Raw genomic sequence first — 12,909 nt, 5'->3', positions numbered from 1 at the left:
CTCTATCAGACTCTTTCGTGTCCGATTCCCGGTCGAAGCGGGTTACTGCTTGTTTCGCTTTCCAGTTCTTCGCTTTCGCGTTTCCCTTTCCGGCGATTCCAACTTTACCAGACTCTTTTTCGTTCCGTTTCCGGTCCGAATTTGATTCCGACGGCCTGTGGAGTGGCCTTTGCCTTTCGGCTGACTCGACTTTATCAGAAGCATTTCGGCCGAAGCGAATCGGCTTGTTTGCTCGAAAGAGAAGAATCGATCGGCTCTGCGGGAACCTTGTCCCCTGCACAAGCGATGTGAACTTTAACCGTCGCTTCCGAGCTTGTCCAGCTCGCTGCAACCGTTAAAATCTACCTCCCCACGCGAACCGTGTCAACGGTTTTTGTGGGCGATGAGGAGACTAGCAGGTCAGCGCCCCCGCACGCACATCGCCCCTCAGGCTGCGGAGGGGAGCTCCGCGCTTCGCTCCGCGGTTTCGACATCCCCTGTGTTCCCGGCCCGGGCCGCCCGGCCTCCGAGGATGTAGACGTAGGCCAGAAAGGCCAGCTCAGCCGCGATGCCGATGGCGATCCGGGCCCAGGTGGGGAGACCGGACGGGGTGACGAAGCCTTCGATGACTCCGGACACGAACAGCACCAGGGCAAGGCCGATGGCCATGCCCAGCGCGGCGCGTCCTTGCTGGGCCAGAGCCGAGCGTCGGGTCCGGGGGCCCGGGTCGATGACTGTCCAGCCGAGGCGGAGTCCGGTACCCGCCGCGACGAATACGGCAGTGAGTTCGAGCAGGCCGTGCGGCAGTACCAGCCCGAGGAAGGTGTCCAGCCGGCCGGCGGAGGACATCAGGCCGATGCCCACGCCGAGGTTCAGCACGTTGACGAAGAGGATCCAGATGACCGGAACGCAGAGGAACGCCCCCAGGACCAGGCACATGGCCGCAGCCTGGGCATTGTTCGTCCACACCTGCGCGGCGAACGAAGCGGCCGGGTGGCTGGAGTAGTACGTCTCGTACTCCCCACCGGGGCGGGTGAGGGCCCTCAGGTCCTCCGGGGCGGCGATCGCCGCCTGGACATCGGGGTGGGCGCCGATCCACCAGCCGATGACGGCCGCCATGAGTACGGAGAGCACTGCCGTGGGTATCCACCAGTGCCGCGAGCGGTAGACGGCCGCGGGGAAGCCGGCGGTCAGGAACCGTGCGGCATCGCGCCACGAAGCACGACGGGTCCCGGTCACGGTGGAGCGCGCTCGGGCCACGAGCTGGGTGAGGCGGGCGGTCAGCAGAGGGTCGGGTGCGCTGGACTGGATCAGGGACAGGTGAGTGGCGGTCCGCTGGTACAGGACGACGAGTTCGTCCACCTCCGCACCTGTCAGGCTGCGCCCTTGGTGCAGAAGATGGTCCAGGCGGTCCCACTCGATGCGGTGGGTGGTCACGAAGACGTCGAGATCCATGGTCGGCTGCTGCTCCAGGCATGGGTGCGTACGGGTCCGTACTGCGGCGGCGCGCTGCGGGCCAGCTTGGCAGACTGTGGGCCCGAGGGGCAGGGAAGGGCGGCGAGGGGTGGGTGGCGATGAATGAGCTCGTGACCGGAGACGCGGTCGTACTGGGACTGCAGCCTGCGAGGCTGCCCAGCCGGGCGTTGGCGATAGCCATCGATCTCGTGGTGGTTCTGACTGTCTTCGTTGTGCTGTCCATAGGTCTGGCCGTCGCGACGGTGACGCTCGACGAGGCCGCGTCCGCCGCGATCGCCGTCGCGGCTTTCCTTCTGGTGCTGGTGGGCGGGCCGATCGCGGTCGAGACCCTCACCCACGGCCGTTCACTGGGAAAGCTCGCCTGTGGTCTGCGGGTGGTGCGGGACGACGGCGGGCCGATCCGTTTCCGGCACGCGTTGGTGCGGGGGTCGATGGGCGTGGTCGAGATTCTCGGGACGTTCGGCGTCGTGGCCTGCGTCTCCTCGCTGGTGTCCGCCCGGGGGCGTCGGCTCGGTGATGTCTTCGCGGGAACGCTCGTCGTACGTGAGCGGGTGCGCGCCGGACGGACACTCGCCGTGCCCCCGCCGCCGCCCTGGCTCATGGGCCGTTTCGCTCAGCTGGACCTGTCGGGTGTGCCGGACGGGCTCTGGCTGGCGGTGCGGCAGTACCTGACGCGGATGAACCAGCTCGATGCCGCGGTGCGCTGGTCGATGGCCGAACAGCTGTCCGCGGATCTGGCCTCGCATACGGGTGTTCCGGTACCGCAGGGCGTGCCGTCGGCCGCGTATCTGGCGGCTGTGGTGAACGAGCGGCAGACACGGGATGTGCGGCGGGTCTCCGCGGCTGCGGGCCGCGGCGCTCAGCTGCCCCCGCCCCTCCGGGTGCAGGCGCCGCTTCAGGTGCCGGGGCCCTTTCCGGTGCAGGCGCCCTACCCGGTGCAGGCGCCGTTGAACGGCGTGCCCGACCTCATCCACGGGCGCCGGCCGTCACCGGTTCTGCCGGAGTCCCCGGCTGGGGAGACGGCCGAGGGGCAGCCGTCCACGACCGGCTTCGCCCCACCCGCCTGAAGTCCCACCCGCGCCTGAAGCCCCACCCGCCTGAAGCGCCTCGCGCCTCGCGCCTGAAGCCCCACCCGCCTGAAGCGCCTCGTGTCTGAAGCCCCACCCGCCTGAAGCCCCCGCCCGTCCGAAGCACCCGCCCATCCGAAGCCCCGCCCGCCCGAACACTCCCCCGCCCGAATCGTCGTTCCGCGCCCGGAACTCTCGGCAGGACCCCACGCAGGCCTTGTTCCTGGGCATCCGCGTCCTGGTCCACCGCGTTCCTGGTTCTCGGCGTACCTAGCCCTCGGCGCGGGACATGTCCGAAGGCGGGGATTCGAGGTGTTCGAGCTCGATGCCCGGGGCCGCCAGCACCACGTCGCCGGCGATGTGGACGGTGTGCTGATCTCCCGTGTCCAGCGCGTTGACCTGGTATTCGTCCACCGTCAGGGGCCCGTTGTCAGTGGCGTGCGCTTCACTGTTCAGCAGGGACCAGGACTGGTCGACGGTGCGGGGGGCGAGGACCGGGTCCGTGAAGGTGACCAGACGGACGCGGGTCGCGGGGGAATCGGGGGTGAGGCGCAGGAGCCGGGATACGGCAATGAGGAAAGCGGGGGATGTGCCGGAGAAGGCGTGGGCACGGACATTGCCTTCGGTGGCATGGGTGCCGGTCGGATCGGTCCGTACCCAGGTGACCCCGTCGAGGGCGGCGCCGCGGATCTGCCAGCTCGCGGCGTGCAGTTCGAGGCGGATGGGGCGGCCGAGCTCGTCCAGGGCCAGATCGACGGATCCCAGGTGGGCGCCCGAGGGGTCCGTGGTCTGGGAGACATAGCGCCAGCCCGAGGGGCCGGGCGCGCAGTGGAAGTGTTCTTCGCCGAGGGGGGTGTGGTCGTGGAGATCGTGGAGCGAATAACGGCCGCGGGGCATGGGGTCCTTCGGGTTCCTCGGGTCGTGCGGGTGCGGTACGGGGCAGGCCCCCGGCACGGGGGTGCGGGGGCCTGCGCTCGGACCTGCTGCTGAGAACTGCGCCGGCCGTCGGCCGACGGCCGGATCAGTAGCGGTAGAGCTCGGACTTGTACGGGCCCTCGACCGGGACACCGATGTAGTCGGCCTGCTCGGGGCGGAGGGTCGTCAGCTTCACGCCCAGCGCGTCGAGGTGGAGACGGGCGACCTTCTCGTCCAGGTGCTTCGGCAGCACGTAGACGTCGGTCGGGTACTCCTCGGGCTTCGTGAACAGCTCGATCTGGGCCAGGGTCTGGTCCGCGAACGAGTTGGACATGACGAACGAGGGGTGACCGGTGGCGTTGCCGAGGTTCAGCAGACGGCCCTCGGAGAGGACGATCAGGACCTTGCCGTCCGGGAACGTCCAGGTGTGGACCTGCGGCTTGACCTCGTCCTTGACGATGCCGTCGATCTTCGCCAGGCCGGCCATGTCGATCTCGTTGTCGAAGTGGCCGATGTTCCCGACGATGGCCTGGTGCTTCATCCGGGCCATGTCACCGGCCATGATGATGTCCTTGTTGCCCGTCGTCGTGACGAAGATGTCCGCGGTCTCCACCACGTCGTCGAGCGTCGCGACCTGGTAGCCGTCCATCGCGGCCTGCAGGGCGCAGATCGGGTCGATCTCCGTGATGATCACCCGGGCGCCCTGGCCGCGGAGGGACTCCGCGCAGCCCTTGCCCACGTCGCCGTAGCCGCAGACGACGGCGGTCTTGCCGCCGATCAGGACGTCGGTGGCGCGGTTGATGCCGTCGATCAGCGAGTGGCGGCAGCCGTACTTGTTGTCGAACTTCGACTTGGTGACCGCGTCGTTGACGTTGATCGCCGGGAACAGGAGGGTGCCCTCACGGTGCATCTCGTACAGCCGGTGGACGCCGGTCGTGGTCTCCTCGGTCACGCCGCGGATCTCGGACGCCAGCTGGGTCCACTTCTGCGGGGACTCGCCGAGGGTGCGGTTCAGCAGGGTGAGGATGTGGGCGAATTCCTCGCTGTCCGCGGTCGACGGGTCCGGGGCCGCCCCGGCCTTCTCGAACTCGACGCCCTTGTGGACGAGGAGGGTGGCGTCGCCACCGTCGTCGAGGATCATGTTCGGGCCGCCGGTGGGGGTGTTCGGCCAGGTCAGCGCCTGCTCCGTGCACCACCAGTACTCCTCCAGGCTTTCGCCCTTCCAGGCGAAGACCGGGACGCCGGCGGGGGCGTCCGGGGTGCCGTTCGGGCCGACCGCGATGGCGGCGGCGGCGTGGTCCTGGGTGGAGAAGATGTTGCAGGAGGCCCAGCGGACCTCGGCGCCCAGGGCGACGAGTGTCTCGATGAGCACCGCGGTCTGCACGGTCATGTGCAGGGAGCCGGTGATCCGTGCGCCGGCCAGCGGCTGCGCGGCGGCGTACTCCTTGCGGATCGACATCAGGCCGGGCATCTCGTGCTCGGCGAGGGTGATCTCCTTGCGGCCGAAGGCGGCGAGGGAGAGGTCGGCGACCTTGAAGTCCTGGCGATTGGCGGCCGTCGTCATAACGGGCTGCTCCTCGTGATGGGTCGAGGGTGGGCTGGCTGGCTCTGCGGCGCGAACGGGCATACGAATGCCCGGTGATCCGCAGTGCAGTCCGTCGGAGGCCCTCTCTCCCTCGGCCGGTCCGCTTCCGCGAACCGATCGACCGCCATCAGCAGCGACGTCTGGTACTGCCCCGAATCTACACCGAACGGCCCAGTGAGCCCCAGCCCGCCAGGCAGACGGTGTGGGTCACGGGGCCGTTCGGGGCTGGTCCTCAGCGGGTCAGTGACCGGATCCCGCCGGTGCGTCGGGAGACTCCGGGCCGGCGCCTTCCTTGCCCGGGTTGGTGCCCGCCGCGGCTGCGGCCTCGTCGTAGATGTCGGGCTCCAGGTAGATGACCCGGGCGATCGGGACCGCCTCGCGGATCCGGGTCTCCGCGGCGTTGATCGCCTCCGCGACCTCGGCCGCCGACTCCTCGGCGCGCACCGCGATCTTGGCCGCCACCAGCAGCTCTTCCGGACCGAGGTGGAGGGTACGCATGTGGATGACACGGGTGACGGTGTCGCCGTCGACCACCGACGCCTGGATCTTTTCGACGTCCTCCACGCCGGCCGACTCACCGAGCAGCAGCGACTTGGTCTCGGCGGCGAGGACGATCGCGATGGCGATCAGCAGCACGCCGATGCAGAGGGTGCCGATGCCGTCCCACACACCGTTGCCGGTGCCAAGGGCCAGACCGACACCCCCAAGGGCCAGGATCAGGCCGACGAGCGCGCCGAGGTCCTCGAGGAGGACGACAGGGAGTTCGGGGGCCTTGGCACGACGGACGAACTGCGTCCAGGACAGCTTGCCGCGGGTCTGGTTGGACTCGGAGATAGCCGTCCGGAAGGAGAAGCTCTCGGCGATGATCGCGAAGACCAGCACACCGACCGGCCAGTACCAGGCCTCGATCTCGTGCGGGTGCTTGATCTTCTCGTAGCCCTCGTAGATCGCGAACATGCCACCGACCGAGAACAGCACGATGGAGACGAGGAAGGCGTAGATGTAGCGCTCGCGCCCGTAGCCGAAGGGGTGCTGCGGGGTGGCCTCCCGCTGGGCCTTCTTGCCGCCGAGCAGCAGGAGTCCCTGGTTGCCCGAGTCCGCCAGTGAGTGAACGCTCTCAGCCAGCATCGATGACGATCCACTGAAGAGGAACGCCACGAATTTGGCCACTGCGATCGCGAGGTTGGCGGCGAGTGCCGCCACGATCGCCTTGGTTCCGCCTGACGCGCTCATGGGTGCGTGGTGTCCCTTCCTCGGTGCCGCGGCTCTGCCGCCGCGCTACGGCCGGACATTGTTGCAGCCGCTGACGCGGACGGTACGTCAGACCACCACGGTCGCCCTGAAGAGAGTTCCGCTACCTGCCACTTCGACCGTTTCGTCCGCCGGTACGAACACCGATTCGCCCGGGCCGAGCGTGATCTCGCCGACGTGCGGGGCGCCCGCCGTGCAGAGCAGGATCTGCGGGGTGGCCGCGGTGAGGCCGACGGGGGCGCCGCCGTCCGGCAGGACGTAGCGGGAGAGCCGGAACTCGTCGACCGGCGTCTCGTACAGCTCCTCGCCGGAAGGCGCGGCCTCGGGGCGCAGGATGCCTGGCTCGGTGGCCTCGAAGCGCACGATGCGCAGCAGTTCGGGTACGTCGATGTGCTTGGGGGTCAGGCCGCACCGCAGCACGTTGTCGGAGTTGGCCATGATCTCGACGCCCAGACCGCCGAGGTAGGCGTGGGGCACGCCCGCGCCGAGGAACATGGCCTCGCCCGGCTGGAGTTGTACGTGGTTCAGCAGCATGGCCGCGATGACGCCCGGGTCGCCCGGGTAGTGGTGTGCGATCTGGGCGTACGGGGCGTGGTCGCCGCCGAGCCGGTCCGCGGCCTCGGCCGCCTCGGCGACCGTACGGGACATCTCGTCCGGGTCCGCGCCGAGGATCGCGGTCAGGACCTCGCGCAGGGCCGCGTCCTCCGGCCGGGCGCGGAGCAGGTCCACATAGGGCTTGAGGGAGTCGACGCCCAGGGCGGCCAGCAGATCGGCGGCCTCGGCGGGCCTGCGGAAACCGCACAGTCCCTCGAAGGGGGTGAGGGCGCAGATGAGTTCGGGCTTGTGGTTGGCGTCCTTGTACGTGCGGTGCGGGGCGTCGACGGGGATGCCCCGGCGCTCCTCGTCCGCGTATCCCTGCTGAGCCTGCCCGAGGTCGGGGTGGACCTGGAGGGAGAGCGGAGCGCCTGCCGCGAGCAGCTTGAGCAGGAAGGGGAGGCGGGGGCCGAAGGCGGCGACGGCCGCGGGGCCCAGTTCGCGTTCCGGATCGGCCGCGATGACGTCCGCGAGCGACCGCCCGCCCGAACCGGCGCCCGAGCCGGGGTGATCCGGACCGGAGTGGTCACTTCCGGAACCAGAGCCCGGGTCCGTGTCTCCGGGGCGCGTGATGCGGGAGGGCGCTCCCGGGTGGGCGCCCATCCACATCTCGGCCTGCGGTTCGCCGGTCGGGGCCGTGCCGAGCAGCTCGGGTATGGCCGTGGTGGACCCCCAGGCGTAGGGGCGCACGGTGTTGGACAGTCGGTCCATGGAGATTCGTCCTCGTGGATACGTGGATACGCGGATACGCGGGGGCGGTGGCGCCGGGGAAGGGGGGCGGGCCGTCAGGCCCGGTTGTCGGAGGCCAGTGAGGCGTAGACGGCGGCGAAGTCGGTGACGGCGAGCAGCTCGGCGAGGGTTTCGAGCGCGGTGCCCTCCTCGGGTTCGAGCTCACTGATCGCCGTGTCGTGGCTCAGAGCGAGCTCACGGGCGGCCGGTGCGGCGGTGAGGCCGCCGGTGGGCCGGTCACGGAGGAGCACGACGCGGGCCCGCATGGCCTCGGGTTCGTCCACCCGGTCCCGGAAGAAGTCGTCGGGGTCGGCCCCCGCCGCGAACGCTCCGGCGAGCAGCCCTCCGTGGGAGGGCAGCGCCTCCGGCAGCTCGGCCACGAGGGCCGGCCGCCCGGCGAGCTCGGCCAGCACCGCGGCGAAGCGGCGCCCGACGGGTCCGGCGGCATCGCCCTCCGTCCAGACGAGCGGCAGGCTGTCGGCGAGTTCCGCCGCGAGGGTCTTGGCGGGATTGCTGTACGTGGCGATGGCCGGTCCGCAGCGCTCCGCGGTGCGGTCGAGGCGATCGGCGGCCTTCTGAAGCGCCTCCGGGGGCGCGTCGATCAGGCCCACCCGGTCCAGCAGCGCGAGGAGCGGGGTGAGCAGCGCCCAGAGCGTGCCGGGGCCGGCGGCCGAGGTCTCGGCGTCGTACTCCCCGTGCGGGGCCGCTGCCATGGGTACGACGATCCCGTGGACCCCGTCGACCGCCTCGCGCAGCGGGGAGCGGACGGGGGCGACGGCGACGACCGTGCAGCCACGGCGGTACGCCTGCTCGGCGAGGAGCGCCAGGCCGGGTTCCGAGCCGTCCGCCGTGGCGATGAGCAGCAGGTCCACGGATCCGGCCCAGCCCGGCAGCGTCCAGCGCAGTGCTCCGCCCGCCGGCGCTACCCCGGTTGGCCGGATGGAGGTGACGGGTGCGGCGGCGCCCGCGAGGGCGCCGATCAGGTCCGCGACGCCGGAGGCGGCGGTGCCGGGCCCCGCGACGAGGACGGCGCGTGGCCTGCCCTCGGGGGCCAGGGCGCCGATCCCCGCCTCGGCTGCGTGCCGGGCGGCGGTCCGCACACGGGCCCCGGCCTCGGCGGCTCCGCGGAGCAGATCTCGCCTGTCGGCTCTGGCCAGGGCTTCCGGTGCGTCGAGCAACGACTCGTCGAGCATGGCTTTGGGCCTCCGATCACCGTGCTGATCAGGGTGCGGGTTATGCGGGGCGGCGGGCCTCGTCGACCAGCAGGACCGGGATGCCGTCCCGTACCGGGTAGGCGAGACCGCAGTCCGCGCCGGTGCAGATCAGCTCGGGGCTTTCGGCCGCCGACCTGTCGTCGAGCCCGGCGTGGCAGGCCGGGCAGGCGAGGATCTCCAGGAGGCCGGCTTCGAGCGGCATGGGGTGGGTCCCTTCGGGCGAGCGGTGCGGATCTGGTCCGGGCCCGGTGTGGGGTCCGCGGAGCTTGGAGCGTGGTCAGCCTACCGCCGGGCCGACGGCGTCGCGGCCCGGCAGGCCATGAGCGACGGGGCATGCGTCGGCACGGCGCGGCGGCGCGCACGGACGGAAACGGGCAGCGGCGGGACAGGCGCCGGGGCCGCCACTCGTACAAGGGCCGGACGGGCGCGCAGCTCACGCCGCGCACGGGCCCCGGACGGACACGAGGAGCCGCCCCACGCACAGGCGCGCGACGGACACGCGCGCCGTCGTGGGTACGAGAGCGGGACAGATACCAGGAGCGAGCGCCCCACCCACAGAAGCCCCACGGACACCAGCGGCCCCCACCCACAGAAGCCCCACGGACACCAGCGGCCCCCACCCACAGAAGCCCCGTGGGCACCAGCGGCCCCCCACCCACGCAAGCCCCACGGACACCAGCGGCCCCCCACCCACGCAAGCCCCACGGACACCAGGAGTGAGCGCCCACCCACGCAAGCTCCCCGGACACCAGCGGCGCCCCACCCACGCAAACCCCACAGGCGCAGGGAGCCGCCCCGCCCCACAGGGAGCCGCCCCGCCCCTCACGCCCGTACGAGAGCCAGGACCTCGTCGCGTACGGCCGTCATCGTCTTCTTCTCCCGGGCCTCGACGTTCAGGCGCAGCAGCGGCTCCGTGTTGGACGGCCGGAGGTTGAACCACCAGTCCTCGCCGGTCACCGTGAGCCCGTCGAGCTCGTCGAACCGCACACCGTCGCGGCTCGCGTACTCCGCCCTGATCTCCGCCAGCTTGCCGGCCTGGTCGGTCACCGTGGAGTTGATCTCGCCGGAGCCGGCGTAGCGGTCGTAGCTGTCGAGGAGCCCGGAGAGAGGTCCCTCCTGGCCGCCGAGCGCGGCCAGGACGTGCAGGGCGGCGAGCATGCCCGTATCGGCGTTCCAGAAGTCGCGGAAGTAGTAGTGCGCGGAGTGCTCGCCGCCGAAGATCGCACCGTGCTCGGCCATCTCGGCCTTGATGAAGGAGTGGCCGACACGGGTACGGACGGGGGTGCCGCCGTTCTCGCGGACGACCTCCGGGACCGACCAGGAGGTGATCAGGTTGTGGATGACGGTGCCCTTGCCGCCGTTGCGGGCGAGCTCCCGGGCGGCGACCAGGGCTGTGATCGCGGACGGCGACACGCCCTCTCCGCGTTCGTCGACCACGAAGCAGCGGTCGGCGTCGCCGTCGAAGGCGAGGCCGAGGTCGGCGCCCTCGGCGAGGACGCGGGCCTGGAGGTCGACGATGTTCTTCGGGTCGAGGGGGTTCGCCTCGTGGTTGGGGAAGGTGCCGTCGAGCTCGAAGTACATGGGTACGAGGTCGAGCGGGAGCCCCGCGAAGACGGTCGGGACGGTGTGGCCGCCCATGCCGTTGCCCGCGTCCACGACGACCTTGAGCGGCCGGATTGCGTCCAGGCCGACGAGGCCCAGCAGGTGGGCGGCGTAGTCGCCGAGGGTGTCGCGCTCGGTGACCGTGCCCGGGGTGGCGGCGGTCGTGGCGGGGAGGCCGTGTTCCGACCACTGCTCGACCAGGGTGCGGATCTCGGTCAGGCCGGTGTCCTGGCCGACGGGCGCGGCTCCGGCGCGGCACAGCTTGATGCCGTTGTACCGCGCCGGGTTGTGCGAGGCCGTGAACATCGCCCCGGGCAGGTCCAGCGCCCCGGACGCGTAGTAGAGCTGGTCCGTCGAGCAGAGCCCGATGAGGGTCACGTCGGCCCCGCGTGCCGTCGCGCCACGGGCGAAGGCGGCGGCCAGACCCGGCGAGGACGGCCGCATGTCGTGGCCGATCACGATCGCCGAGGCGTCGGTGACCTGGACGAAGGCGGCACCGAACAGTTCGGCCAGCGGCTCGTCCCACTGGTCGGGCACGACTCCGCGCACGTCGTACGCCTTCACGAGCTGCGACAGGTCAGCAACCACGGCCGGTCCTCCTGGGGGTCTTTACGGACCGCCCAAACTACCCGGCGCGCCACGGCCCTCCGGTCAGGGGAGCATCCAGCCCAGCACCGCCGTGCTCTGCGCCATCACGACGAGACACATCACCAGCAGCAGGCCGAGGCTCCAGGGCAGGACCTTGCGCAGCAGATCGCCCTCGCGTCCGGCGAGCCCGACGGCCGCGCAGGCGATCGTCAGATTCTGCGGGGAGATCATCTTGCCCAGCACCCCGCCGGAGCTGTTGGCCGCGGCGAGGAGTTCCGGAGAGAGACCGGACTCCCGTGCGGCGGAGACCTGGAGGGCGCCGAAGAGGGCGTTGGCCGAGGTGTCGGAGCCGGAGACGGCGACCCCGAACCAGCCCAGCACCGGCGAGAGGAAGGCGAGTCCGGCGCCGGCCGCGGCGACGAACTGGCCGATGGTGGCGGCCTGTCCGGAGAGGTTCATGACATAGGCCAGGGCGAGCACCGACGTCACGGTGAGGATGGCGTACCGCAGCTCGTGCACGGTGGCCGCCCACTCCCGCGCCGCCGTGCCGGCCCGTACACCGAGTACGACGGCGGTGACCAGGCCCGCGAGCAGGACGAGCGTGCCGCCCGTGCCGAGGAGCGGGAGGGTGAACGTGTTGGCGCCGACCGGATCGCCGTCGGGCCCCGCGACGTCGAGGAACGGCCAGTCGAACACCTGCGTCGCCCGGGCCAGCAGTTCCTTGACGGGCGGGATCTGGGCGAGGGAGAACACCACGATGATCAGGGCGTACGGGGCATAGGCTCGCACCACCTCGCGGCGCGGGTCCTCCTTGTCCAGGTCGTCGCTGCGTGCGCCGGTCAGCACCGCGGCGCGTACGGGCTCGGCGGCGGGCCTGCGCGCGCCCGGGAGCGCGATCAGCGCACCGGCGCCCACCAGTGCCGCCGCGATGTCGGCGAGCTGCGCGGAGACGAAGTTGGACGCGGCGAACTGGGCGACGGCGAAGGCCACTCCGCACACCAGCGCGGGCAGCCAGGTCTCCCGCAGTCCGCGCCTGCCGTCCACGAGGAAGACGAGGATCAGCGGGACGACGAGGGCGAGCAGCGGGGTCTGACGGCCGACAACCGTGGCAACGTCGTCCAGCGGCAGTCCGGTGACCTGGGCGAGCGTCACCACGGGCGTGCCCATGGCGCCGAAGGCCACGGGCGCGGTGTTGGCGACCAGGGAGACGACGGCGGCCTTCACCGGGTCGAAGCCGAGGGCGACGAGCATGACCGAGCAGATCGCCACGGGCGCGCCGAAGCCGGCCAGCGCCTCCAGGAGCGCGCCGAAGCAGAAGGCGATGACGAGGGCCTGGATACGGGGGTCGTCGGACACCCTGCCGAAGGAGCGCCGCAGGATGTCGAAGTGCTGGGTGCGGACGGTCATCCGGTACACCCAGAGGGCGTTGACCACGATCCACATGATGGGGAAGAGCCCGAAGAGGACGCCCTGTGCCCCTGCGGAGAGGGTCTGCCCAAGAGGCATGCCGAACGCCAGCGCGCCGACGAGCACGGCGACGGCGAGGCCGATGAGTCCCGCGCGGTGGGCCTTCATCCGGACGGCGCCGAGCAGGACGAGGACGGTGACCAGGGGCAGCGAGGCGACGAGGGCAGACAGGGCGAGCGAATCGGCTACGGGTTCGAGTTGCTGGACAAACACACAGACCTCCCCGGATTCCGTGATGCGGAAGCGATCTCTCACGGGTGGGGGAATGGTCGTGTCCGCGACAAGCCGACGTCAATGCTCCGTACCGGAAAACTTCTTCCGAACAGACATGTGACGGATGGGACGGGTGGGACGGGTGGTGCGCACAGAACAGCACAGAACACCCACTCGAACGCGGAGAACGGTCAGGCCCGGACAACGTCACGCGCGGAGAACGGTCAGG

The 12,909-nt window shown here is 70.8% G+C and carries 11 protein-coding genes; 2 read left to right on the top strand and 9 right to left on the bottom strand.

From position 1 onward, the window contains the following. Positions 1 to 291: hypothetical protein (locus ACWCQM_RS31955; protein WP_450918552.1), on the top strand; the 291-nt coding region annotated here is incomplete at its 5' end. 135 nt (positions 292 to 426) lie between these two features. Here ACWCQM_RS31955 and ACWCQM_RS31950 read toward each other — a convergent pair. Next, entirely contained in the window at positions 427 to 1,434 is a 1,008-nt protein-coding gene (locus tag ACWCQM_RS31950; RefSeq protein WP_450918551.1) for a stage II sporulation protein M, read from the bottom strand. A 119-nt stretch (positions 1,435 to 1,553) separates the two neighbouring features. On the opposite strand from ACWCQM_RS31950, the gene ACWCQM_RS31945 reads away from it, so the two are divergent. Further along, positions 1,554 to 2,522, top strand: a complete 969-nt coding sequence (locus ACWCQM_RS31945; RefSeq protein WP_450918550.1) for an RDD family protein — start codon at positions 1,554 to 1,556, stop codon at positions 2,520 to 2,522. 270 nt (positions 2,523 to 2,792) lie between these two features. Here ACWCQM_RS31945 and ACWCQM_RS31940 read toward each other — a convergent pair whose 3' ends face one another. The 8 genes from ACWCQM_RS31940 to ACWCQM_RS31905 all read right to left on the bottom strand — a co-directional run bounded on the left by ACWCQM_RS31940 (position 2,793) and on the right by ACWCQM_RS31905 (position 12,680). Next, positions 2,793 to 3,419 (bottom strand): hypothetical protein, encoded by a 627-nt coding sequence (locus tag ACWCQM_RS31940; RefSeq protein ID WP_267075339.1) that lies wholly within the window; start codon positions 3,417 to 3,419, stop codon positions 2,793 to 2,795. Between the two features lie 124 nt (positions 3,420 to 3,543). Next, the gene (ahcY, locus tag ACWCQM_RS31935; RefSeq protein WP_450918549.1) at positions 3,544 to 5,001 is read right to left on the bottom strand and encodes an adenosylhomocysteinase; all 1,458 of its coding nucleotides are present in this window, start codon (positions 4,999 to 5,001) and stop codon (positions 3,544 to 3,546) included. Between the two features lie 261 nt (positions 5,002 to 5,262). Then, positions 5,263 to 6,255 carry a cation diffusion facilitator family transporter gene (locus ACWCQM_RS31930; RefSeq protein WP_450918548.1) on the bottom strand — a complete coding sequence of 331 codons (993 nt, stop codon included), beginning with the start codon at positions 6,253 to 6,255 and terminating at the stop codon, positions 5,263 to 5,265. 87 nt (positions 6,256 to 6,342) lie between these two features. Next, the gene (gene manA / locus ACWCQM_RS31925; protein WP_450918547.1) at positions 6,343 to 7,578 is read right to left on the bottom strand and encodes a mannose-6-phosphate isomerase, class I; all 1,236 of its coding nucleotides are present in this window, start codon (positions 7,576 to 7,578) and stop codon (positions 6,343 to 6,345) included. A gap of 74 nt (positions 7,579 to 7,652) precedes the next feature. Further along, complete coding sequence (locus tag ACWCQM_RS31920) at positions 7,653 to 8,789, bottom strand: SIS domain-containing protein (protein WP_450918546.1); 1,137 nt, start codon at positions 8,787 to 8,789, stop codon at positions 7,653 to 7,655. A 40-nt stretch (positions 8,790 to 8,829) separates the two neighbouring features. Then, entirely contained in the window at positions 8,830 to 9,012 is a 183-nt protein-coding gene (locus ACWCQM_RS31915) for a Trm112 family protein (RefSeq protein ID WP_450918545.1), read from the bottom strand. A gap of 620 nt (positions 9,013 to 9,632) precedes the next feature. Beyond that, the gene (locus tag ACWCQM_RS31910; protein WP_450918544.1) at positions 9,633 to 11,000 is read right to left on the bottom strand and encodes a phosphomannomutase/phosphoglucomutase; all 1,368 of its coding nucleotides are present in this window, start codon (positions 10,998 to 11,000) and stop codon (positions 9,633 to 9,635) included. A gap of 63 nt (positions 11,001 to 11,063) precedes the next feature. Next, complete coding sequence (locus ACWCQM_RS31905) at positions 11,064 to 12,680, bottom strand: L-lactate permease (protein ID WP_450918543.1); 1,617 nt, start codon at positions 12,678 to 12,680, stop codon at positions 11,064 to 11,066. Positions 12,681 to 12,909: the final 229 nt, after the last annotated feature.

This window comes from Streptomyces sp. NPDC002125 (genome assembly GCF_053593715.1).
Note: the sequence above shows the minus strand (reverse complement) of the source record. Positions and strands in the feature narration are given on the sequence as shown.